Here is a 25100-nt window from a genome sequence, read left to right on the forward strand (position 1 = left end):
GTAACATTCTCAAATAAATAACGCTATGAGAAAGCTATCTACAGCTGCTATATTATTATTTACGCTCTGTTTGAATTGCTTTTTGTGTTTTAAAGCAGGTGCACAAACTACGGCATTTCATAAGCCATCTGAATACAAAACCTCCTGGCAGCGCCTGCTTTTGCAGCTTAGCACAGCATTTAATACGGCGGCAAAGGAAAATGCGGTCGACCTGGATAGCAGCCTTATCCATTGCGCCCATTCCCTTGGGTTGAGCCGGCTGCCGGTGATTGCTGAAGGGATAGACGCCCCCGACCTGGACGGTCAGCTACGATGGATAGATAAAAGGGATCCGAAAAGCGGTTTGCGAATGCTGTCGGCCTCAACAGGAAAAAAGCATCTTGAATTATTGGTGTTCCTGGGTGCTTATTATGCTTTTGAACCGGATAGCTACCATCGTTATAAAGACAGTGTTTTATATTATTTGAACAGGGCCATCAGCGAAAGTAAGACGCAGCACGAACAGCAACTGGGCAGGCAGGCACGTTTGCTTATCGGTAAAATGTACGTTGACGGATACGATTTTGAGCATGGCGACCCTATCTTCGATCAACTGACAAAAGACTGCCAGGCGGCAGGTGATCACATAACGGAAGGAAAGGTATGGTTTTACCGGGGCCTGTATACCGGGTTTACACTTGCGACAACCCCTAAACGGATAGCTTATCTGCAGCAGGCCCGGCTGCTCTATCATCAGCAAAAAAATACCGAAGGCGAAATAAGCGCGCTAACGGATATCAGCTACCTGAACGTACCCATTTATCAATTGGATAAGGCCCGCAAAGCTTCTTTCGAAGCGCTTAACCTGGCCCAATCGATCCATTTTCCTTTTACACACTACAATACCGATGCCGTGGCCATGATAACCACGTTTGAAGGCAAATTTGGCGAACCGTTGCGATATGCCCTTGAAACAGTCCGGGTAGCTGAAGCAGTGCATGACAGTATTGGATTGGGTAGTTTTTACAACCGTGTTGGGGCATTATACAGTATCGAAGATCCAAAGCAGGAAGAAGCCCTAAAATGGTTAGAGAAAGCAGTATATACGATGGTGAGGACGGGCAATGACAATACTTTATATATAAGCCTTTATAACCTGGTCAATTCACTTAACGCTAAGGATAATCCCGATAAAGCCTGGAATATCCTTCTTGAAGTTTCAAAAAAAATGCCGCCAAAAACGACTTTAGATAAACTAAATTATAATCAGGCCTATTCATGGTGTTATATCATGTCTAAAAACTATAACATGGCCGAAAAATATTTGGTTAGCGCGGATAGTATCGAGCAGCAATTCGAAAAAAATGGATATAGTTTCAACCGCGCGTCTGTTACTAAGGAGTTTGGAGATTTATATTTTTTTAAAGGCGATTATGACAAGGCCCGTATCTATCTTGAACGATACCTCTTAGACCCTTCACGTGCAGGCTCGGGATTGTCGACTGAGCTTTACGTGTTAGAGCAATTGATCAGGATCGACTCGATACAAAGAGACAATACATCGGAGGTGCGTCATTTTAGATTGTACAAAAAATTAGGTGACTCCTATTTTGTCATTTCAAAAATAAGGCAGGCAGAGGAACTGCAGGTTAAATATGCGACCGAAGAAAAGGAAAGCCAGATCGCATTACTGAACCAAAAAGCAAAACTGGAACAGGTCAATTTAAATAAAGCGAGGTTAATAAAAAATGTGACCATAGGTGGTATTGTTTTAGTGTTAATCATCGCCGGGTTGCTTTACCGGCAAAGCAGGCTTAGGAAAAAGAACAACAGAACCATTACCGTCCAAAATAAACTCATCACCCATAAAAATGGACAGCTGCAAAATTTGGTTGCCGAAAAGGACTGGTTGCTTAAAGAAGTAAATCACCGGGTAAAAAATAATTTGCATATGGTGATCAGCCTTTTGGAATCGCAGGCGATGTACCTGGAAAACGATGATGCATTAAAGGCAATGGAAACCAGCAAGCACCGGATATTCTCCATGTCATTGATCCATCAAAAACTCTATCAGTCAGAGGAGGTGAAAACGATTGATATGTCCATATATCTTCCCGAATTTGTCAATTACCTTCGCGATAGTTTTGATGCAGGAAAACACATTCATTTTAGCCTTGAAGTTGACCCGGTTCAACTCAGCATAGCGCAGGCTATTCCCCTGGCATTGGTTTTAAATGAAGCTGTCACAAATTCCATTAAATATGCATTCCCCGGTAAAAGACGGGGGGAGATCAGCGTAAAAATGCAGCAAACAGGTGAATATATTGAGCTTATAATCAGCGATAATGGTGTTGGAATGGTAAAAGCTACGGAAGACATAGATATTGATTCCCTTGGTTTAAAACTAATGAGAGGGCTTGTCGAAGAGATCAGCGGTCAGATACAGTTTGAAAATAACCATGGGACGATCATCACCATTACCTTTAAGACCGACCTCCTGGTTGAAAAATTACCCATTTTGAATTAATCAGGCTGAATTTTAGTAAATGCAATTATTTGAGTATAAGTATCGGGATATAAGTGAACGTATAGACCTTATGAAGAATACTTGTATGAAGAAGCTTATAAAACAGGGAATGGTGTCCTCGTAAGGCTATGATCAATTCCGTCCGGTTTCGCAAAGCAAAGTCGAAAATACCCTGGACAAGGGCATGATTGGTCACAGAATTTATTTGGTAGTCGTGGCCTGGCAGAAGACTACTCAATGATTCCTTTAAATAATCGTCGGTTATGCCGGCGACAGGCTCAGAGGTCTTATTGTTATTTACATTGAGTAATAATAATCTCGGTGTATGAGCACTAATAATTACTTTTAGACGCGTCAGTAGATTGGCATTTTTAAAAGATCTGAAATTACCGGCAACGATAGCAGTGCTGATCGGAATGTATTTGAATTGGGCCGGAATAATCATAACAGGAGTGCTAATGGCTTCAATTAATGCAATAAGCTGATCAGCCACAAAATTGTCATCATTCGATTCCAGTGCTTTGCTGCCAATAACCACCAGTTCCGGCTTTACTGAAGCAATGATTTCAGAAATTGAATCTTTTAACAGATTTTCCGTAATGATCGATCTGACAATTGTATGGCCAAGGTTGCAGTATTTTAATTTTTCAACCAATCCTGCCAAATGGTCTTCGACCAATTTACGCCTCGCATGGAGACTTTCAGGATTTTCCTGGATCATATCAGGCGATGGTATTACCTGTTCTAAAACAGATATATGGAAATTTCCAATCAGAATAATTTGGTCAAAATTTCGATTCTTTGCTAATTCTCCGGCGTATATGACAGCATTAAGAGAACTATTCGAAAAATCTACAGGTACAATCAGGGTTTTCAAAATATTGACTTTATGGTTTTTTTTTAAAATTAATTATAGCCTTACCTGGCCAGATCTTATATTAATTAAAGCATGCCTTTAAAGAAGGGCCGGCATCTGAGTTACGTAAGCACTCAAGCGCTTTGTCTTTAAGTCTCCGTGTTTGTTCAACTGAACGGTTAATCCTTTTGGCAATTTCCTCAAGTGGCATAGGCTCCAGGCTGGTTAAACCAAAATACTGCGTCACGATCTGGCGTTCCTTATCCTTCAGCACATTTAAACAGCGCAGGATATAATTTCTGACATTCACTGATGTAATGGCGTTCTCAGAAAACAAGTTGTCACTTTTTATAGTGTCAAGCATTGTCATTTCCGAGTTTTCAGCAACCGGACGATCTAATGAAATATGCTTTCCGGTATGACGTACCAGATCCCTGAGCTTGTCTACAGTCAACCCCAGATCGGCGGCCAACTCGTGCTCCGTTGGCTGCCGGCCGTATTGTTGTTCCAGTTTTGCATACACCTTATTGTATTTACCCAATAAAGTAACCTGATTGTATGGCAAATGGACAATCCGGGTTTGTTCTTCAATCGCAAAAATAATAGACTGTCTGATCCACCAAACCGCAAATGAGATAAACTTAAATCCCCTGCTTTCATCAAATTTCTTTGCCGCATTCATCAGTCCTATATTCCCCTCATTGATCAGGTCGCCGATGGACAGGCCCTGGTTCTGATACTGCTTGGCTACAGATACTACAAACCGGAGATTACTGCTCACCAGCCTTTCAAAGGATGCTTTGTCACCCTCCCGTATCTTTCGGGCAAGTTCAATTTCCTCATCGGAAGTGATCAGGGGTATTTTATTGATTTCATTAAAGTACCTGTCAAGGGATTGGTAATTTCGAAGGGTAATCGATTGTGAAATGATAAGCTCTTTCATGATGTATATTTAATCCGTTTTATTATTCCTGCTTGAAGGGGCATATCAATACGCTGTTCTGCAACTTTTTTGACATCTTTTTTAATTAAATTGTTAGTTATTTGCTATTATTTGCAGGGAACAATACCATTCCCATACCAATTGATAACTGGTTGATAATAAGAAAATTATAAAAAACTATCCGCCTTTTTATGGTTTCAATTTCGCAGATTTCCGATGTAATAGATTGATATTTCAACAATCAGCTAAGAATGACAATCATGATTTGGAATTCAACAGAATGCCTCTTCCAGATTTCAAAGGCTTGAAAAAGAAGTTAAAACTGAAGGATTATTAAATTCCGGGACTGATGAATAGGATAGAGGTCAACTCATTTCGGATTTGGCGGAACTTAAGAACATTCTTTTCATTGCAAATTATAATGGTGATCGGCAATAGAAACAAGTGATTTCTTGTGAGTCACGAGAATAATAGTTTTAATGCCTTTCCAGGAAGAAAGTAAATTAAGAAGATTTCTTTCAGCCTCTATGTCTAGCCCTTCTGTAGGCTCATCCATTAACAGAACCGGGGGATCTTTCAGTATTATTCTTGCCAGGGCAATCATCCGGGCCTGTCCACCTGAAATATTCTTTCCTGACTCACCGGCTTGTTTTTTCAAAAAATCCGGATTTTGTTCCAGGGTTGGACCGAAACCAGCCCGGACAGCAGCATTAAATACATCAGTGTCGACTGCACCTGGTTTCGCCAATGCAATATTGTCGAACAAGCTCATATTAAAAATGGTCGCGTGCTGTTCCATATATCCGATGTTATCAATCAATTCGTCAGGATCAATGTCAAATAAACGCTTACCACCAATAAAGATGTCTCCTTGAATAGTCATTTTCAAACCACATAAAATGTCCAGCAATGTTGTTTTACCGCAGCCGTTGCACCCCGTCACAGCTGTAATAGAGTAGGAGGGGAATCTCAAAGTTAAGTTCGTGAAAATGTTGCGCGAACCATAAAAGGCGGATATGTCTTCGATTTGAATATCCGGATCTGGTGGAAATGGCAGTTTCCCCATTTCCTCACTTGCATGGTGATTATTTTTCCATTCATTGAGACTATTGCCACTCCACATAGTCCTTGAAAACTGGTGAGCGAGAGCAGGGAAGGGTATAAGCCCCTCGAAAAGTGTAATCAAACTGATCACCAACAAAACCAGCAGCGGCCCGTCGATATTTTCAATATGGCGAAAAATAATTAGTATGGAAACAATTAATCCAGCCTGCAAAGTAATTTGCTGTGCGAATTGCCAAGCAGCCAAAGTCTTTTTGGATTTACTCCGGAGATGCTGTTCTAAATTTATTTCCCGGATAATGAGCTTTCGTTTTGCATCGAGTAGTCCAAATTGCCGTAAATCTGCAAAGCCTCTTAACATGGTAATCAAATCCGTATGAGATTGCCGTTTGAGGAACAAACTTTCCTCTTCCTGTGATTTGCTGCTTTTGTAAGTCAGGAAAGGGATAATAAAACCTGGAATAAGGAAAACCCCCAATAAGACCCATAGCATGACAGGAAGTACAACTGTAAAAAATATGGCTGCCAGCAAAAACAAAATTCCTGTTGAAATCCAGGGAAGTATCATTCCCAGGTAAAAATGGTCCAGCTCCTCGATGTCGTTAACCAGACCATTTAATAATTGAGCCGACCTGAATTTGACCAGCTCAGCCTTCTTAAGTCGTGCTATCTTATCAAAGAGCCATCCTCTTGAAGAACTTGATTTATTTAATGTTACTTTATGGTTGTATATTTTTTCCACATACCTGTTGAGCGGCTTATACAGGGCCAGAAAGCGAATACATGCGCTTGGTAAAAAAATATTGTAGCCCTGCACCCCAAGAACTCCCAGCCCCGTTAGTGCTGTAGCAGTAATAAACCATGCCGAGCTGCAAACAAGAAGCAAACCGGCAGCAAGAGACAATATTGCCATCAAAATGCCGGTTAATTGGCCCTTGGTTAATCTCTTATAAATAACGGGAATGTTTGTTAGCATTGCTCAAAGTTTAATTTCCCGGTACCCCTGCAAAGCCTGATACGCTTCGCCATGCCCGGTTATGATAATCGTCTTTTGCGGACTTATTTTGTTTAAAATGGAGATAAAAGATGCAACACTTGCCGGATCGAGATGTGTGAACGGCTCGTCCAAAATGATTATCGGGGATCTTTTGACCAATGCCCTTGCCAAAGCTATTTTTTGTCGTTCACCTCCCGAAATTGATTTGCCATCTTCTGCAACCCTGGTATCAAGCCCGTCCGGTAACCTTTCTAAAAGCGAAATAAGGGAAACGGGCTCTAAAACCTGCTGAAAGAGGTCTTTTTCCGGTAATGAACGACCCATTAAAATGTTAGAACGGATGGTACCCTGAAAAATGCTTGTTTGCTGATTGATCAAAGATATCTCATTAAACAGTTCTGCTTCGCCGATTTTTTCAACTAAACGGTCTCCAATAAGTATTTGGCCGCTGCAAGGAATCTGCCAACCTAAAATTAATTCGATCAGTGTAGTTTTTCCCGATCCATTGGCGCCGGAGATTTTAATTTTCTCGCAAGGCCTTATCAATAAGTTAAAAGAACTAAAAAGATCCGGGCCGCCGGGGTAAGCAAAATTTACATCTTTGAAGATAATTGGTAGCGCTTGATATCCATCAAGGTGCGTTTCACCGCTGACGGCAAGCGTTTCCTCATTGTTGCCCTGGTTGATTTCTTCTTTTAAAACAGGGGCCTGAAAAAAGCCACATTCTTGCAAACTGATAACCGCCCCCAGGGCCTGGGCCCGGTCATGGTAAAAATTCCCCAGCGTTTTTAACGCTATAAAAAACTCGGGGATCAACAGCAGAATGATCAGACCATTTTTTAACGAAGTACCACCATCAGGTCCATAATGAATATAATGAATCATGTTCAGACCAATAAATACAGCGCACCCGGCAATAATTATGGCACTAAAGAACTCCAGTACGGCCGATGAAAGAAAAGCCAGCTTTAAAACACCAATGACCAAACGACCATATTCTTTGGAGAAGATGCGAACCTGATCTGACTGCCTTTTTAATTGATTGAAGAGGTATAGTGTTGTTATCCCCTGCAACCGGTCAAAAAAATAAGATCCCATCTTTGAAAGATTCTCCCATTGTTCCCTGCTTTTAGCTTCGGTTCCCTTTCCAATGATCATCATGAATAATGGAATTGCCGGTGCGCAGAACAGAACCAGCAATGCACAAACCCAATTAATTGTTGCCAGGTAAATCAGAACGGACAAAGGAGCAATAACACATAACAACATTTGCGGAATATACCTGGTAAAATAAGGCGATATCACTTCGGTCTTATTCAGGAAGCTTAATGAGATACCTGCAGAATATTGATTTCTGAATTTGGCGATATAACCTTTATGAATATCATTCATTATCTCCGAACGAATACCAACTGTTACTTTTTCTGTTACAGCAGCAGCCTTTAAATCACTTAAATAATTAAATAAGGCCCTGGCTATTGCGCACAAACCCAGCCAGGCTAATAACCGGTAGCTATCTATAGCCCCTGATTTTTTTAATGCTAAACTGCTTACCAATTCAGCAATTATGATTAATTGCAGATTGAATGCAAGAATCCCCGTAAATCTTAAGGCGGTGATTGCCCAAATCTCCTTCTTCCATAAGCCCTGAAGCGATTTTAAAAAGTCAGCCGCTTTTTGGGATGTTGCTTTATCAGCATATGAAACAGATGATAGCATGTTAAAAAATAAAGAAGCGGTTAATTTTTATATTTGAAACAAGCAACTAAAAATGCGATAACGAAAATACCGATGGATAGCAGCGCAGGAAGATCACCCAGACATCCGATGGCGACGAAGAAAAATATTATGCCGGCAATCGAAATGATGATCCGCAAGGGCCATGACATTGTCATCTGCTTTATTACCGAGTCCTTATGGTCATTCAGTTTGACCGGATCTAATGCAAGATCTTCCGCACGTAAAACAGGTTCATAGTCCTTCCCATTTACCTTTCCCTTAAACACGGAATAGGAGTAAATTAAATAACTAAGGATGACAGGAATGACAATAAATGAACTGACCAATAAAATCGTATTTCCGTAAGCAGGCGAGCCCGCATCAAAAATTGTAAGATCAGGTGGAATAATATAGGGCCAGAACCCTGACACAATGTATAGCGCGGAAACCACTGTCATCAGTATATTGAGAACGAACGGGATCCGTTCCCTGCTGAAATAAATAGTCTGATAAATCCCCGCCATTAGTGCTAAAGTCAGCACATACCATATGACAGATGCGGCCGATAAAATGCTGCGAATCCCATAGGCGCCATATCTTGGTGCGAATATGCCCCAATTAAACCGGCCCCAAATAATAACAGCAAATAATAAAACCAGGATGACTACGATCCGGCTGGCATATATTTTAAACCTGTGCTGGAGCAAGCCGGTTGTTTTCAGGTTCAGCCACGTTGTCCCGATAAGTGCATAGGTAATGACCAACGAAAAGCCGATCAGGATAGTAAAAGGGTTGAGAAAACTAAAGGCAGGAATAGGATAATTGAAATCTTTATCGATTTTAATCCCTTCCATCAAATTGCCCAGTATGATGCCCTGGCAAAAGGCAGCCATGATCGATCCCAGTGCAAATGTTATATCCCACCAGGTTTTTCTCGTGGCAGACATAAAACGGAATTCCATGGCTACCCCACGTAAAATCAAAGAGAGCAGCATTAGGGTCAGGGGGATATACAGCGCAGGCAGCAGCACACTGTAAGCCCTGGGAAATCCCCCAAATAATCCTACACCCATTAAAATCAGCCAGGTTTCGTTTCCATCCCAAATGGGAGTGATCGACTCCACCATCGTATCACGCTGATCTTCGTTCCGCACAAAAGGGATGAGTATACCAACGCCCAGATCAAACCCATCAAAAATGGTGTACATTACCGCGGAAAAGCATACTACACATGCCCATAATACATGAATATCCATATTCTATTTATTTAACAGATAATTTAATGGTTTCCGGTAACCCGGAAATGAAGTTGTCTTTCTTGTGTTCCTCCGTCTTACTTGTTTCCTGGATGGTTTCAGGTCCTTTTCTGACTATTTTGCGAACGAACAGAATATAAGCAGTTAAAAGGACGGCATAAACGATCACAAACAACCCAAAAGAAAAGATCACCTGAAAATTACTCAGTGACGAGGAAGCCGCGGCCGTTCGGAGAAACCCATAAATAACATAAGGTTGTCTGCCTGTTTCGGACGTAATCCATCCGGCCATGGTAGCGATCACCCCGGCAGGCGTCATCCATAGACAAAGTTTCAGGAACCATCGTGTTGTAAACAGTTTGCCGGTAAACCGTAAGGCAACACTGGTTACAGCGACGAAAAACATAACGATAGCTATTAAAAACATGATCCTGAAAAAATAAAAGGTCATGGCGATATTAGGCCGCTCTGCTGCCGGTGTCCTTTTCAATCCGGGCACAGTGCCATGAAGATTATGTACGACCAGGACGCTTCCCAGGTAGGGTATCCCTAACTGCGTTTTGTTCCGCTCATTTTTAGAGTCGGGATTGATGAAGAGCAGGTAGGGCGCAGTTGACTGATCTTCCCAATAGCCTTCCATAGCCTGCACTTTCCCAGGCTGATAAACCGACATCTTTGCGGCGAGCGTATCGCCCACCCAAAGCTGGATCGGAATTAAAATAGTTATAACACCGATTGCAATGGAGAAACAGGTACGGGCAAATCCCGTATATTTCCCCTTTAACAGGTACCAGGCTGAAATGCCGGCCACGAAAAAGCTGGCAGCAAACATGGAGGCCAATAACATATGGGGGTATCTGAAATAAAAAGATGGATTAAATAAGGCGTGCCACCATTCAGTAATAAAATACTGCCCGTTACTTACCTTATAACCTGCCGGCGTATGCAGCCATGAATTTGCGCCAAGTATCCAAGTTGCGGAAATCAGTGTGCCGAATGCTACCATCAGGGTAGCAAAAAAGTGAACTTTTTTATTCACCCGGTTCCATCCCAGTAACATAATCCCTAAAAAACCGGCCTCCAGAAAGAAAGCAGTCATGACCTCAAGTCCGATAATACTTCCTAGCACCGGTCCGGCTGCGTAAGAGAATTTAGACCAGTTAAGGCCAAATTGAAAGGACATAAAAATGCCGGTCACTACTCCAACTGAAAAGTTTAGTGCAAAAATTGAAGTCCAGAATTTATAAATCCTAAAGTAATCGGCTTTCCCGGTTTTAAGATACAGTGCGTGGATCAACACCAGGAACCATGCCAGCCCGATAGAAAGTGCCGGGAACATGATGTGATAACACGCTGTAAATCCAAATTGAAACCGGGATAAAAATTCCGCAAAATTGTTCATAGTTAAATGGATATAGTGTCTATTATTTAATTGTAATCCGCTATTTCGCTTGTGTTGACTTGCCTTTAAATCCTATTATGAGGTCTCACTGGTTTCGGTATAGTGGTCGATTAGCTTTTTAACCTGGGGATTTAAGATAAATCCTGTGGGGATAGAAATTAAACAGCCGTGAATAAAATCAGGTCTCCACATGATGAAAAATTCTCTGTCAATTTCGTGATGGGTCCATAAAATTCCGAAACTAAGTATTGCAGTCGTGGCAATAGATACCAAAATGACGAATGCTGGTGCTGCTTGTTTTTTTGTAAGTCTCATGTTTCTCAAAGTAAAAATGTTGTGTTTTATCAGTGTATTTTTAGTCAAATCTCAGCTTAGTGTTGCGGTTGAGTTTTAAAAAACTCGCCGTCTGCTTTGATCATCACCTCTGTACTTATGTCAAAAGGATCATTAGGGCCGATACCAAAATCAACCCTGCTAATTACCCCTGTTAGTTGAAAACCTACTTTGGTTTTTTGGGGCATTGCGTCATCTACAGTCCCCCGGAACCACAAATCCATTGTAACAGATTTGGTAATACCGTGCATAGTTAAATCGCCAGTGATCCTGAACCTGTTTTTCATGCCTGTAGTATTCACAATTGAAGTGGATTTAAACGTCATGGTGGGATACTTAGCCACGTTAAAGAAATCAGGGCTCCTTAAATGATCGTCCCGCATTTTGACCTCCGTATTGATAGATGCTACATCCGTAGAAAGTTCAAACACCGCATCGCTGAAATCGGGTTTCGAAGAGGTGACGCTTGCATCGAATTTTTGAAATAAACCAAAAATGGACGAAAATCCCCTATGTGTAACTATAAATGTCAGCTTGGAATGGTCTGGGTCATCTTTCCAGGTGGTAGTCTGGGCAAACGAGTAGTTAGCCCAAATTAAAACGAATAAAATAGCAAGTAACTTTTTCATGAATTGGTATTTTTAAAATGCTGCCTTTTTCAATGTTTAACATAGTAGTCGTTGAAAAACTTATCCAACATTTACAAAATGGACGCCATACCAATAAATATCTGTTATATAGATAGTTAAATATCAAATTGAAATGTTTTTTGTTAATGGTATTTCGCAAATTTGCGATAGCGATAGTATTAAAATCACCAAACAATCGTCCTCTTAAAGAGAAGATCGCCTGGTATTGTAACCCGAAGATCGGCTTTACATGAATTGTTTAACAATGATTGCCCAACAAATAAAACAGGCACACCGCCGGTAAAAAAGGGCACTCCTTACTACCATTTACTATCAAAATGATACTTTGCTGCTCTCATTTTGAAATTAACTTAATAGCCATTATTGTCGGATACGGTATTTCGAAAAGCCCCAAGAGGTTTAAAATAGGTTTTTGAGGCGAATCAATCATTTGGCATGACAATAGCTATTGCACTTAGCCATTGCTGCTAAACAACACTACGGCCATATCTGGAACCTATCTGCCTGCGCTTGCTGATATTAGGAATACGCCAGCATTTTTTTAATACCAAATGTTTACCGGCTGTTATATCCGGCATGCCGGATATAACAGCTTTAATTTTATACTATATGAATACACAATCTCCAATTTTATTGATCGATGATGAGAGAAGATCGGGCGGCTGGCTGGGGAGGATCCTGCGCCTGGCTGGTTATACCTGCCGGCAGGCGGAAAGCGGTTCAGAAGGGATCCGCTTGTTGGAAAGAGAAAAAATACAGGTGGTAATGAGTGACGTCGATCTTCCTGATATGGATTTTACGGATTTTGTCAAAACGGTCAAGAAAAAAAAGCCTTTCGTGGAAGTGATCCTGCTGACCACGCATCCCAGTGTCTTTGAGGCGATCAGGGCCATTAAAAGCGGTGCATGCGACTATCTGGTTAAAGGGAGAGACAACGATGTGATTTTAACCGTGCTTGCGCAAGCCAAAGAAAAGGCCCGTATATTTGCCCAATAGTTTCATATTCCGGAGACCTTGTAAGGGCTGACCTTTTTGGTCAGCCCCAGGCGGTGGATTCAGTTATGCACCTATAAAATTTGGCATTCGTTTTTCAATAAAGGCTTGAGTACCCTCCTTAAAATCAGCGCTCATTAACGCCAATTTTTGATTTTCAGCTTCTACGTCCAGTTGCCGGGCAAGGTCATTGGTCAGCGAGGCAATCAAAGCTTGTTTAGTCAGGGCCAATGCTTTTGTGGGCATTTTTGCCAGGTGCGCTGTCAGGTCGTCCCTTTTTTGTAAGAATTCCGCCTGAGGGAATACTTTATAGATCATACCCATACGTTCGGCATCGGCAGCCGGAAGTTTATCGGCCAGCAGCATAAGTGCGGAGGCCTTTTGCCAGCCCACTAACCGGGGCAAATAATACGTACCCCCGCTGTCAGGGATGAGCCCTATTTTAGTGAAAGCCTGGAGAAAATAAGCATTGTCAGATGCGATGACGATGTCGCAGCACAACGCAATATTAGCGCCTGCACCTGCTGCCGGACCGTTGACCGCCGCTAACACCGGCTTTTCGAGTTCTTGTATGGCTTTGATAACCGGATTATAAAGTTCTCCCACTTTTTTGCCTAATTCTGCAGGGCTGCTGGTGGTAGCCTCTTCTAAGTCCTGACCTGCGCAAAAAACATCTGATGCTCCGGTCAGGCACACACATCTGATTAAGGGATCTTTACATTTATCAAGACTTTTTAGAAGTTCTTCTGCCAGAGCTTTATTAATAGCGTTCATTGATTTCGGCCTGTTGAGGATGATTAATCCTATTCCATTGGAAACGGAAAAAAGAACCGGAGAAGAATCTGTTGAGTTGGTATTCATAATTGTTTTTTTATAGTTTTCTTGTTGTTTGTCATCAACTGCTGCAAACGACGTCCATCAGGCAATAACACCCGCCAATTTCAGCTGCCCGGTTTCGGCATCATCATATCCCAGTTCTTTCCATATCATACTGGCATGCTGTCCCGGTGCGGCTACTGCACTTAACAAAAGTATCCTTTTAGTTAGGGCAGGGTCTTTGATATACAAACAATATGCTTTGAGAAACAAATAAGGAAACTTGTTCAGGTTGAAAAATCGATTTAATTTGGTAAATTCACACAAGAAAGTCCATTTTTGGCGCAATAATTCATCGCAATATTCCTGATGCTTATCGCATCTATGTTTTTAAATAAGGACTTTTTTTACCTGCCATTATTCACGCTGTAACATTTTTCAAATGAGATAAGTTATATGAGAAAGCTATCTGCAGCTGTTATATTATTATTTGCGCTCTGTTTAAACGGCTGTTTGTGTTTTGAAACAAGAGCACAGACTACAGCATTTCATAAGCCATCTGAATACAAGACCTCCTGGCAGCGCCTGCTTTTGCAGCTCAGCCCGGCATTTTACACGGCGGCAAAGGAAAACCAGGTCGACCTGGACAGCAGCCTTATCTATTGCGCACATTCACTTGGGCTGAGCCGACTGCCGGTGATTGCTGAGGGGATAGACGCCCCCGACCTGGACGGTCAGCTACGATGGATAGATAAAAGGGATCCGAAAAGCGGGTTGCGTTTGTTATCGGCAACGAAAGGCAAAAAGCATCTTGAATTATTGGTGTTGCTGGGTGCTTATTATGCTTTTGAACCGGATAGCTACCATCGTTATAAAGACAGTGTTTTATATTATTTGAACAGGGCCATCAGCGAAAGTAAGACGCAGCACGAACAGCAACTGGGCAGGCAGGCACGTTTGCTTATCGGTAAAATGTACGTTGATGGTTATGATTTTCAGCATGGCGATCCCATCTTTGATCAGCTGACAAAAGACTGCCAGGCAGCAGGTGATCACATAACCGAGGCAAAAGTATGGTTTTACCGGGGCCTGTATACCGGGTTTACACTTCCGACAACCCCTAAACGGATAGCTTATCTGCAGCAGGCCCGGCTGCTCTATCATCAGCAAAAAAATACCGAAGGCGAAATAAGCGCGCTAACGGATATCAGTTACCTGAACGTGCCCCTTTATCAAATGGATAATGCTTATAAAGCCTCGCTCGAAGCACTCCGCCTGGCCCAATCGATCCAATTCCCTTTTATACACTACAATACTGATGCAATAGCCATGATAACCACTTTTCAAGGCAAGTTTGGCGAACCTTTGCGATATTCCCTGGAAACGGTACGCGTAGCTGAGGCAGTGCATGACAGTATTGGATTGGGCGTTTTTTACAACCGTGTCGGGGTATTATACAGTAACGAAGATCCGAAGCATAAAGAAGCCCAAAAATGGTTGGAGAAAGCGGTATATACCATGATAAGGACGGGCAACGACAATGTTTTATATTTAACTCTTGCCAATTTAGTCTATTCTCTCAGCGCAAATGGTAATCGCAATAAAGCCTGGAATGTCCTTCTTGAAGTTTCAAAAAAAATACCGCCGAAAACGCCTGTAGATAAACTAAATTATAATCTGGCCTATTCATCGTGTTATATCTTGTCTAAAAACTACGATATGGCCGAAAAATGTGTGTTTAGGGCTGATAGTATTGAGCGGCAATTGGAAAAAAATGGATATAGTTTCAGACGCGCGTATGTTACTGTGGCTGTTGGAGATTTATATTTTTTTAAAGGTGAGTATGGTAAGGCCCGTATTTTTTATGAACAATACCTCTCAGACCCTTCACGTGCAGGCTCAGGATTGCCGAGTGAGCTTTACGCCCTGGACAATTTGATAACGATCGACTCGATACAAGGAGACAATGCATCAGAGGTGCGCCACTCCAGATTGTACAAAAAATTAGCCGACTCCAATTATGTCATTTCAAAAACAAGACAGGCCGAGGAATTGCAGGTTAAATATGCGACCGAAGAAAAGGAAAATCAGATAGCATTACTGAACCAAAAGGCAAAGTTGGAGCGGGCCAATTTAAATAAAGCCACGTTAATAAAAAATGTAACCATAGGTGGTATTGTTTTGGTGGTGATCATTGCCGGGTTGCTTTACCGGCAAGGCAGGCTCAGGAAAAAGAGCAACCAGGTTATCACCTATAAAAACGAGTTACTGGAGCGTTTGCTGACCGAAAAAGAGTGGTTATTAAAGGAAGTAAACCACCGTGTAAAAAATAATTTGCATATGGTGATCAGCCTTTTGGAGTCGCAGGCTATTTACCTGGAAAACGATGCATTAGAGGCAATGCAAAGCAGCAAGCACCGGATATTCTCCATGTCATTGATCCATCAAAAACTCTATCAGTCAGAAGACGTGAAAACGATTGATATGTCCGTATGTCTTCCTGAATTGGTCAGTTACCTTCGCGATAGTTTTGATACAGGAAGGTATATTCATTTCAACCTTGAAGTTGAACCTATTCAACTTAGTATATCGCAGGCCATTCCCCTGGCACTGGTTTTAAATGAAGCCATCACCAATTCTGTTAAATATGCATTTCCCGGTAACAGATTGGGAGAGATCAGCATCAAAATGCGGCAAACAGGTGAAAATATTGAGCTTATCATCAGGGATAATGGTGTTGGAATGGTAAAAGCTACGGAAGATCTTGATTCCCTTGGTTTAAAATTAATGAGAGGACTTATCGAAGAGATCAGCGGTGAAATACAGTTTGAAAATAATAATGGGACGATCATTACGATTGCCTTTAAGACCGACCTCCTGGTTGAACTTGAAAAATGATTTTTGATTGATAGGCTGCCTGATTGAATGATTTTTGTCTGCAATTACCTTACAATATTTCAAGTATAAAAAGGTGGTTTTGATTCTGAAATTGTTTTAATTTGATGAATTCACATAACATAGTCTATTTGATCGTAAGAACTTATGGCAACACACCACTGGTGCTTATCGCCTATATTTTAAAATAAGGACTTTTTTGCCTGCCATTATCCAAGTTGTAACATTCTCAAAAAAGTAAGTTATGAGAAAACTATCTATAGTTGTTATATTATTATTTACGCTCTGTTTAAACGCGAAGGCCCAAAACACATCTTCAGCTGATTCGACACGGCAATTACTTTCCGATCTGAAAAAAACAACAGCCGGCAGCGAACGTCTTGAAATATTAATAAAACTCGGTAGCTTCTACCTCTATAAACTGGGAGAATTTAAAAGCGATCTGGATAGCGCAGATCTGTTTCTTAGCCAGGCACAGGAACTTAGTGCAAAGTTAAAGTCATCTAAATTTCAAAATAAGACTTCATTGCTGAAAGCTGACGTACTTATTGAAAGGGGAGACCTGCCGAAAGCCCGGATTGCATACTTGCAGGTAATTGATAGCTATATGCGATCCGGTGAGAAGGAAGAAGCTGCGCACATATGGTTGTCGATAGCCGTCAGGACAATGTATTTGGATGATAGCACGGCAATGCGGGGATTGCGCGGCTTTGAACATGCGCTTAAGATATACACCGAACTTCATAATAAAGAAAAAGAAGCCGGGGTACTTAAATATATCGGTGATTGGCTTTTGCGGCAAGGCAAATTGGATGGGTCCGAAAATGAATTATTGAAGGCACTAAGCATTTACAAATCCATTGGCTATAAAAAACTGCATTACACTTATGATCGGCTTGTCCAGATAAATAATATAAAAGGCAATTTTAACAAAGCATTATATTATTCGCTCGAAATGATTAAAAGTGTGCAGGCTACCCGTGATACTGGCCAGGCATATTTTTTATATGGCAGGATAGCCGATGTTTACAATAATTTAAACGAGGACGACAAAAGTAAATATTGGTATAAAAGGGCTTTGGTTAACGGGGCTAAAGATCCGGAATTATTTTATGATGTCAACAATTCCCTTATTTCCCTGATGATAAAGGAAGGCAAAAAAAAAGAGGCCCTGGAATTTTTGCTGAAACTTATCAAAAAAAGACCACCGATTGACGAGTCGGACAATCTAACGGTAGCAACAAGACTCGGCGAATGCTATAGCTTACTGGGGAAGGACGATCTGGCAGAAAAATATTATCAGCAGGCCGTTACCATTGCGGAAAGAGTATCATGGAAACGTGATGGACTAATGGCGAATAGGAGAATGGCCGATTTTTATTTTTCCCATAAACGTTATGTCCCGGCCAGTATTTATTTTCACAAAGTGTTGGCTATCCAACGAGGGATCGGTGAAGTGGACACAATAAGAAATACTTATCTAAAGCTATTTAAAACGGATTCTGCAACAGGTAATTATCTGTCGGCGATCAAAAACTATCAGCGATATAAATTATTGACCGATTCCATCTTCACGGTTGCCAAGGCCAGGCAAATTGCCCAACTGCAATTGCAATACGAAAAAGATCGGAAAGTGCAGCAACTTGAAAACAAGGGTAAGTTGCAACAGGCGGAATTACAGCATGCCGGTACCGTATGGGATTTTACCATTGCAGGCGCCGGCCTGCTTTTTATTTCCCTGGTGCTGGGCTACCGGCGCTATCGTCAGAAACAACATAGCAACCGGCTGCTGCAGAAGCAACAGCAAGAGATCAACCTGATTAATCAAAGCCTTCAGCTTACAGTCGCCGAGAAGGACAGCCTGCTGATTGAAAAAGATTGGTTGCTTAAGGAGGTAAACCACCGTGTAAAAAATAATTTGCATATGGTGATCAGCCTTTTGGAATCGCAGGCTATTTACCTTGAAAACGATGCATTAGAGGCAATGCAAAGCAGCAAGCACCGGATATTCTCCATGTCATTGATCCATCAAAAGCTTTATCAGTCAGACGATGTGAAAACGATTGATATGTCCGTATGTCTTCCTGAATTGGTCAGTTACCTTCGCGATAGTTTTGATACAGGAAAACACATTCATTTTAACCTTGAGGTTGACCCTATTCAACTCAGTGTATCGCAGGCCATTCCCCTGGCATTGGTTTTAAATGAAGCCATCACCAATTCTGTTAAATATGCATTCCCCGGTAACAGACTGGGGGAGATCAGCATCAAAATGCGGCAAACAGGTGAAAATATTGAGCTTATCATCGGGGATAATGGTATCGGAATGGTAAATGCTACGGAAGATCCTGATTCCCTTGGTTTAAAACTAATGAAAGGACTTATCGAAGAGATCAATGGTCAAATACAGTTTGAAAATCACAAAGGGACGAAAATTACGATTTCCTTTAAGATTGATCGCCTTGTTGAAAATTATTCTTTATTGGAATAACCAATTTATCATCCGGGCGGTCTGCCGAAAGATCATATTCAACATATTTGTGAGGTGACTGATAAGGGTGAATGTAATTATCACATGAGCGGCATTTTCCAATAAAATCGCATAGTTCATGCTTTGCCGGTCCCGTCAACTGGCATTCTTGTACACAAAGGGTACAATCATTCTTCCATATAAAATCCTGATCATTCATATTGATATTTTGTAGCATAATTTCAAAATATAAGCCGCTATTTATTGCATTGGATATCAGACAATTGAAAATATTGCAGTTAAAATTTATGATTACATTTCGCCATTTTGATGAAAACTTAAGCGAAATATAAATACTGACGGGCTGGAAGGGTGATGTTTATCGTTTTAGCCCTGAGGCATTTAATTACTAAAAGGCAAAAATGTTGGGACACCAAAGGTAATCCAAAGAGTCAATTGGACAGCTTGTTAAAAAGGTCAAACCATATTGTTTTAACGTTCACTTGAATAGCTTACGTCACGCAGATTAGCTATAAAAATTATAGAAATAGGACATTTACACTCCTTAAGATGATATTTTGGGAGAATTTTAAAACTGTTTTTGATTGAATATTCACGGGTTATCATCAGGAACCCGATAGAAATATTTATCCATGGTGTAATATCGAAATAGAATTTCGCCGTTTCGTTAAATATCGTTTAAATCAAATTCGTGAAAAATGGATAACTCATTCATTATCAGAATAACTTAGTTATGGCATCAGTTTGGGGTAAGACTCATCACAAACGGACACCACATGAAGATTAATTTTAACCGTTTAGCTTTAGTTCAGAATTTCGTACTACTTTTTTTTCTATTTGGTTTTGCGATACAAGCACGCAGCGAGGGTGATGAAACAGTGATTACAGGAACGGTCACTGATGCCCGCACAAAGCAAACACTGCCCGGTGTCAGCGTAACACTGGAAGGCTCTGGAATCGGTACAAGTGCTAACGCAGATGGTAAATACATACTTCGTACGACAGGCGGCTATTCCCGGATCAGATTTTCCTTTATCGGTTACCAGGCAGTGGTCAAAGACATCACTGCCGGGACGAACCAGGTAGTGAACGTGTCGCTGCCGGAGGATAAGCATCTGCTCAAAGAGGTTACGATCAAATCTGGCCCGAAAGTGCGGTATCGGAACAAGGGCAATCCCGCTGTAGAGCTGATTAGACAAGTGATTGCCCATAAAAAGTTCAATAATCTTGACAGCTATGACTATGCTGATTACCATCAATATGAAAAGATGGTGTTCTTCTTTAGCGATCTGTCTGATAAGTTCAAAAACAAGCGAATGTTCAAAAATTATCAGTTCTTATTTCGCCAGCAAGATTCAACAGCTATGGGGGGCAAAAATCTGCTGCCAATCTATATGGAAGAAAAACTTTCAGATAATTATTTCAGAAAGTCTCCCTACGCAAAGAAGCGGATCATCACTGCGAATAACCAGGTGAAATACGACGAAAACTTCATCGACAACGATGGTCTACAGTCGATTTTCAACAAGATGTACCAGGATATTGATATCTATAGCAACAACATCAATCTGCTAGGCAATCAAATGCTGAGCCCTATCGCTGATGAGGCTCCAACCTTCTATAAATTTTTCATCACGGATACGATAAAGGATGTCAGCCCGTCGCTGATTGAGCTCAGCTTTATACCACGTAATCCGGCAGATCTGCTGTTTACTGGTAAGATTTACATTACTATGGACGGCAGATACGCTGTTGAAAAAACCGCACTGTCCGTCAGCAATAGCATTAATATCAATTTTGTCCGGCAGATGCAGATCCTGCTGACTTTTGATAAAGATGATGCAGGCAAATATCATCTGAGTCAGAGTGACCTGAAAGCTGACTTCGGACTTAACAGGAAAAAAGGCGGTGGGCTTTATGGTGAAAGACTGGTCACCATAAATAATTTTGCGGTTGGCAAACCGCAACCTGACGCCGTTTATTCCGGCGCTGAGGAAATCAGCAAGCCTGGTGCCGACAAAAAGGATGATTCGTTCTGGAAACAGAACCGGCCGGACACACTGAATTCACGTGATGCAAATATATACGCGAACATTGACAGCCTTCAAACGATCCCTTCGTTTAAAAGAACGATGAAAATAGTCTCGCTCTTACTGGCAGGGTACTACGATACCGGGCCGTTTGAGATCGGCCCAACCAATACGTTCTATAATTTCAATCCCGTGGAAGGCTTCAGAATGCGTCTTGGAGGCAGGACTACTGCTGAGCTGAGTAAGCGCTTTTACTTCGAGACCTATGGTGCCTATGGTTACAAAGACGAACGTTTTAAATACTTTCTGAGCGGCACCTATTCGATCAACGACAAATCGATCTATAAATTCCCGCAAGAATATATCCGTGCCAGCTATCAGTACGATACTGCAATTCCGGGGCAGGAGTTGCAATTTGTGCAGGAAGACAATTTCTTCCTTTCTTTTAAGCGCGGCATTAATGAGACCTGGGTATACAATAATATTTTCCGGCTTGACTATGTGCATGAGTATGTTAATCATTTCTCCTACAAATTTGAATTCAAAAACTGGAAGCAGGTGCCTGCCGGCCAGCTGTACTTTGCCGACTCCCTGAACAATCAACTGAACAGCGTGCACGACATTACTACTTCTGAATTATCTACGGAACTGCGCTACGCTCCAAATGAAAAGTTTTACCAGGGCAAGCTTTATCGCACACCGATCCCCGACAAATACCCGATCTTTACCCTGCGTTATCAGCAGGGCATAAAAGGACTGTTTGGCGGGCAGTACAATTACGAGAATATCACGGCAAATATCACCAAACGCTTTTACCTTTCACAACTGGGTTTTGCCGACGTAAGCACTGAGGGCGGTTATTTATTCGGACAGGTCCCTTTTCCTTTGTTGGATATACACCACGCCAATCAGAGCTACGCATTGCAACTTCAATCCTATAACCTAATGAATTTTCTTGAATTCGTGAGCGACCACTACGCCGCCATCAATATTGATCAAAACTTCAATGGTTTTATCTTCAACAAGATTCCACTGCTGAAGGAACTTAAGCTGCGGGAGGTCGTTTCATTTAAAGCTTTATGGGGAGGTGTCCGGTCAGAAAACAACCCGGCTGACAATCCGCAACTGCTTCAGTTCAATAGCCACGGCGGCGTGCCAACCACTTATAGCCTCGACTCAGGTCCTTACACGGAAGGCAGCGTTGGTATTGCCAATATCTTTAAAATACTACGTCTCGATTATGTGAGACGATTTAACTACCTCGATCATCCTAATGTCGCCCGGAGCGGAGTCAGGGCCCTGATTATCCTACAATTTTAGATTATTGGGTGGATAATTCTGACCCCATATTGCTTATTCGCTGATGTTGTTACCCACACCAGGTATGTAGTCCTTTAATCCTTTCACTAAACTCTGTGAGCCCCGCTTTTTAAGAAATTAAAAAGCCCGTGAATAGTTAATTTACGGGCTTTTATCGGTTTTTGATGATTTTATCAGCGGAGAGCTAGGGATTCGAACCCCAGGAACCTTTCACAGTTCAACAGTTTTCAAGACTGCCGCAATCGACCACTCTGCCAGCTCTCCGGGGGCAAAAGTACAAAACCGGGCCGAAATGGCAAATATGATGTTAAGTTTTTTTAAATAAATTGAAAATACTGCACAAGGTATTGACAGTTAATTAGTTAATTTTTATCAGCCTTAGGTTTCTCGGTACGAAATGAATTAAAACGCGGTTCAACGATCTTAATACTGCGTTTACCGAGTTCAATACTGGCGTTTAATTCGAAGCCGATGAGGATAATTAATGAGTTTAGATAGAGCCATATCATGATCACGATGAGTGTGCCGATAGAACCATATATCTTGTTGTAAGATGAAAAATTATTGATGTAAAATGTAAAACCCAGTGAGGTAAGTACAGCCAGTCCGGTTGCCATTACAGAACCGGGGCTCAGGAACTTCCATCTTTGTTTATGAGCCGGGCCATAGCGATACAGCAGGGACACCGTCACAAAAAAGATAATGATCACTATGATCCATTTCAATAAGGCTATAGCAATAAACCAAGCATGCGCCTTACTGTAAAAATGATGTTGTAAAAAGATTAATATTTTATGCCCGGCTATCATAATACTTACAGCCACCAGCATTGAAACGCAAATTACCACTGTAAGCACCAGTGCTACCCATCGTCTTCGCAAATAGGTTCTGCTTTCCGTAATTAATGAGGATTTATTAAAGGCCTGCATTAACCTGTTCACACCATTTGTAGCAAAGAAGAGCGTAGTTAAAAAGCCAAATGAAAACAGCCCGCCGCTTTTCTTTTTGACGACCTCAATAATGGTATCATGAAAGGCTTCATACGCATCATTTGGCATTATTTGCCCCATAATACCGAGCAGGTTATCCTGGAAATGCCGGATAGGAATATAAGGTATCAGCGTAAATAAAAAGATGGTCGCCGGGAACAATGCCAGCATAAAATTATAAGCTAACGAGGATGCCTTATTGGCCAGCGTACCCTGCTTAATTTCGTTAAAAAAGAAAACTGCTACTGTATATAAAGATAGTGGCCTGAAACCGGGGAAAGCTATGTATTTAGCACCTTGAATAAGGTATCTGTAAAACGCAAACCGGCGTAAAAAACGGTGAAGCCATTCCATCTAAACCAAATCTACTCAAAAAATGGCTTCAGTTTATCAATAAATTCCTTTGATGGGAGACAGGGGCGGTTAGTTTTCATGTTGACGAAAACAAGTAAAGTCTCTCCGGTATTGATTAGTTCGTCATTATGGTTATATAATTCATATCTGAAATGAATTTTCACACCTGGCAGTTTATCCATTATTACCTTAACGCTGATCTCTTCGTCGTATAATGCTGGTTTTAAGTATTTGCAATGTAATTCCAGTACCGGCATCATAATACCCGACGCTTCCATGCCACTGTAGGTCATCCCGAGGCTGCGCAGCATTTCAACCCGGCCAACCTCGTAAAACTCGGCATAGTTGCCATAATACATGTATCCCATCTGGTCAGTTTCACCGTACCTTACGCGTATTTTGGTAGTATGTTCGAACATTATTTTTTGATATTTCTTTCGTTAAGGGCTTGTTGAAATTTGTGAGCATTAACCAAATGATCTGCCATATTGGTAGCGAATGCATGATGGCCAGAAAAATCTGCATTGGCACACATATAAATATAATCGCTCTGTTTGTAATCAAGAACCGAATTTAAAGCATTTACCGAAGGCATCATGATAGGGCCGGGGGGAAGACCTGTATGAAGATAAGTGTTATAAGGCGAATCAAAAGAAAGATATCTGTTCAATACCCTTTTAATAGTAAAATCATTCTTGGCAAATATCACTGTGGGATCTGATTCCAGTTTCATGCCTTTTTTAAGGCGATTTAAATACAAACCAGCTATGGTTGGCATTTCATCATCATACAAGGCTTCTGCGTCAACAATAGAGGCTAAAACCGATACCTGGACAGGGGAGAGGTTAATGGCAGCAGCTTTCTGCTTACGCTCAGGCGTCCAAAATTTCTCGTAGTTAGCATACATGCGCTTAAAAAGCTTTTCGGGCGTAGTATTCCAATACAACTGGTAAGTGTTCGGAATAAAGACTGCGTAAACATTGTCAGTCGTGAACCCGTATTGTTCAACAAATTTTGATGAATCAAGCAATGCAATGATCTTAGCAGAATCAGGCTCTATCTTTTTGGATACAAAACCTGCAAATTCTTCCTTTAGTCTTAGATTATGAAAAGAAAGCGTAACAGGCTCCTGTGAACCTGACGCCAGCATGTTGATCAATCTGCGATTACTCATACCACTTTTTAAACGATACCGACCTGCTTTCACACGATAGGTATAATTCATATGCCCGGCGGCCCAGTTAAAGCTGCTGGTGTCTTTTACAATCTGTTCATCTTTTATGGTTTTATAAACGTCCTGGTAAGTGGCGCCGGTGTGGATGTAGAGGTATTCTTGTTTGTCGGTTACATTAGGTCCGAAATACCTGAAATAATAAAATGCTCCGGTAAGTCCGAGGGTAATAATAATGATAACAACCAGGGCAATGACAAACTTTTTAATTACGCCTGATGACTTCTTTTTCTGTTCCATTGTTATTTAATGGGGTG

At 41.4% G+C, this 25100-nt stretch carries 19 protein-coding genes and 1 tRNA gene; 5 read left to right on the forward strand and 15 right to left on the reverse strand.

Annotated features, from left to right (window positions below):
- Window positions 1-25 precede the first annotated feature (25 nt).
- A complete protein-coding gene (locus tag ACPPVU_RS15505; protein ID WP_426667430.1) occupies window positions 26-2506 on the forward strand; it encodes a sensor histidine kinase in 2481 nt (826 codons plus the stop codon).
- Between the two features lie 25 nt (window positions 2507-2531).
- Here ACPPVU_RS15505 and ACPPVU_RS15510 read toward each other — a convergent pair whose 3' ends face one another.
- From ACPPVU_RS15510 to ACPPVU_RS15545, 8 genes are all read right to left on the reverse strand, one after another.
- Window positions 2532-3383, reverse strand: a complete 852-nt coding sequence (locus ACPPVU_RS15510; RefSeq protein WP_426667431.1) for a universal stress protein — start codon at window positions 3381-3383, stop codon at window positions 2532-2534.
- 61 nt (window positions 3384-3444) lie between these two features.
- Complete coding sequence (locus ACPPVU_RS15515) at window positions 3445-4305, reverse strand: sigma-70 family RNA polymerase sigma factor (protein ID WP_426667432.1); 861 nt, start codon at window positions 4303-4305, stop codon at window positions 3445-3447.
- 406 nt (window positions 4306-4711) lie between these two features.
- Window positions 4712-6343 (reverse strand): amino acid ABC transporter ATP-binding/permease protein, encoded by a 1632-nt coding sequence (locus tag ACPPVU_RS15520; protein WP_426667433.1) that lies wholly within the window; start codon window positions 6341-6343, stop codon window positions 4712-4714.
- Between the two features lie 3 nt (window positions 6344-6346).
- On the reverse strand, window positions 6347-8083 hold the full coding sequence (locus tag ACPPVU_RS15525) for an ABC transporter ATP-binding protein/permease (protein WP_426667434.1): 1737 nt from the start codon (window positions 8081-8083) through the stop codon (window positions 6347-6349).
- Window positions 8084-8103: 20 nt separating this feature from the next.
- Entirely contained in the window at window positions 8104-9339 is a 1236-nt protein-coding gene (gene cydB / locus ACPPVU_RS15530) for a cytochrome d ubiquinol oxidase subunit II (RefSeq protein WP_426667435.1), read from the reverse strand.
- 7 nt (window positions 9340-9346) lie between these two features.
- On the reverse strand, window positions 9347-10741 hold the full coding sequence (locus tag ACPPVU_RS15535) for a cytochrome ubiquinol oxidase subunit I (RefSeq protein WP_426667436.1): 1395 nt from the start codon (window positions 10739-10741) through the stop codon (window positions 9347-9349).
- 75 nt (window positions 10742-10816) lie between these two features.
- Window positions 10817-11056, reverse strand: a complete 240-nt coding sequence (locus ACPPVU_RS15540; protein WP_426667437.1) for a DUF2798 domain-containing protein — start codon at window positions 11054-11056, stop codon at window positions 10817-10819.
- Between the two features lie 56 nt (window positions 11057-11112).
- On the reverse strand, window positions 11113-11703 hold the full coding sequence (locus tag ACPPVU_RS15545) for a YceI family protein (protein WP_426667438.1): 591 nt from the start codon (window positions 11701-11703) through the stop codon (window positions 11113-11115).
- Window positions 11704-12333: 630 nt separating this feature from the next.
- Here ACPPVU_RS15545 and ACPPVU_RS15550 point away from each other — a divergent pair.
- Window positions 12334-12720: a response regulator gene (locus tag ACPPVU_RS15550; protein WP_426667439.1), complete on the forward strand. Its 387-nt coding sequence runs from the start codon at window positions 12334-12336 to the stop codon at window positions 12718-12720.
- Between the two features lie 63 nt (window positions 12721-12783).
- Here ACPPVU_RS15550 and ACPPVU_RS15555 read toward each other — a convergent pair whose 3' ends face one another.
- On the reverse strand, window positions 12784-13578 hold the full coding sequence (locus ACPPVU_RS15555) for an enoyl-CoA hydratase-related protein (RefSeq protein WP_426667440.1): 795 nt from the start codon (window positions 13576-13578) through the stop codon (window positions 12784-12786).
- A 57-nt stretch (window positions 13579-13635) separates the two neighbouring features.
- Window positions 13636-13785 carry a hypothetical protein gene (locus ACPPVU_RS15560; protein ID WP_426667441.1) on the reverse strand — a complete coding sequence of 50 codons (150 nt, stop codon included), beginning with the start codon at window positions 13783-13785 and terminating at the stop codon, window positions 13636-13638.
- 204 nt (window positions 13786-13989) lie between these two features.
- On the opposite strand from ACPPVU_RS15560, the gene ACPPVU_RS15565 reads away from it, so the two are divergent.
- Window positions 13990-16431 (forward strand): sensor histidine kinase, encoded by a 2442-nt coding sequence (locus ACPPVU_RS15565; protein WP_426667442.1) that lies wholly within the window; start codon window positions 13990-13992, stop codon window positions 16429-16431.
- Between the two features lie 241 nt (window positions 16432-16672).
- Window positions 16673-18919, forward strand: coding sequence for a tetratricopeptide repeat-containing sensor histidine kinase (locus ACPPVU_RS15570; protein ID WP_426667443.1), 2247 nt, complete (start codon window positions 16673-16675; stop codon window positions 18917-18919).
- On the opposite strand, the gene ACPPVU_RS15575 is transcribed toward ACPPVU_RS15570, so the two are convergent.
- Window positions 18876-19136 (reverse strand): hypothetical protein, encoded by a 261-nt coding sequence (locus ACPPVU_RS15575; protein ID WP_426667444.1) that lies wholly within the window; start codon window positions 19134-19136, stop codon window positions 18876-18878. The two genes, ACPPVU_RS15570 and ACPPVU_RS15575, sit on opposite strands and share 44 nt — an antisense overlap.
- 559 nt (window positions 19137-19695) lie before the next feature.
- Between ACPPVU_RS15575 and ACPPVU_RS15580 the strand changes: the two genes are divergently transcribed.
- The gene (locus ACPPVU_RS15580; protein ID WP_426667445.1) at window positions 19696-22269 is read left to right on the forward strand and encodes a DUF5686 family protein; all 2574 of its coding nucleotides are present in this window, start codon (window positions 19696-19698) and stop codon (window positions 22267-22269) included.
- 177 nt (window positions 22270-22446) lie between these two features.
- Here the strand turns inward: ACPPVU_RS15580 and ACPPVU_RS15585 are convergent.
- The 4 genes from ACPPVU_RS15585 to mltG form a co-directional block, all read right to left on the reverse strand.
- Window positions 22447-22533, reverse strand: a tRNA-Ser gene (locus ACPPVU_RS15585).
- A gap of 98 nt (window positions 22534-22631) precedes the next feature.
- The gene (locus ACPPVU_RS15590; RefSeq protein ID WP_426667446.1) at window positions 22632-23612 is read right to left on the reverse strand and encodes a YihY/virulence factor BrkB family protein; all 981 of its coding nucleotides are present in this window, start codon (window positions 23610-23612) and stop codon (window positions 22632-22634) included.
- Window positions 23613-23623: 11 nt separating this feature from the next.
- Window positions 23624-24031, reverse strand: coding sequence for an acyl-CoA thioesterase (locus ACPPVU_RS15595; RefSeq protein WP_426667447.1), 408 nt, complete (start codon window positions 24029-24031; stop codon window positions 23624-23626).
- Window positions 24031-25083, reverse strand: a complete 1053-nt coding sequence (mltG, locus tag ACPPVU_RS15600) for an endolytic transglycosylase MltG (RefSeq protein WP_426667448.1) — start codon at window positions 25081-25083, stop codon at window positions 24031-24033. Before mltG ends, ACPPVU_RS15595 begins: the two co-directional genes overlap by 1 nt.
- Between the last annotated feature and the right edge of the window lie 17 nt (window positions 25084-25100).

The organism is Mucilaginibacter sp. McL0603, assembly GCF_049992945.1.
GTDB lineage: Bacteria > Bacteroidota > Bacteroidia > Sphingobacteriales > Sphingobacteriaceae > Mucilaginibacter.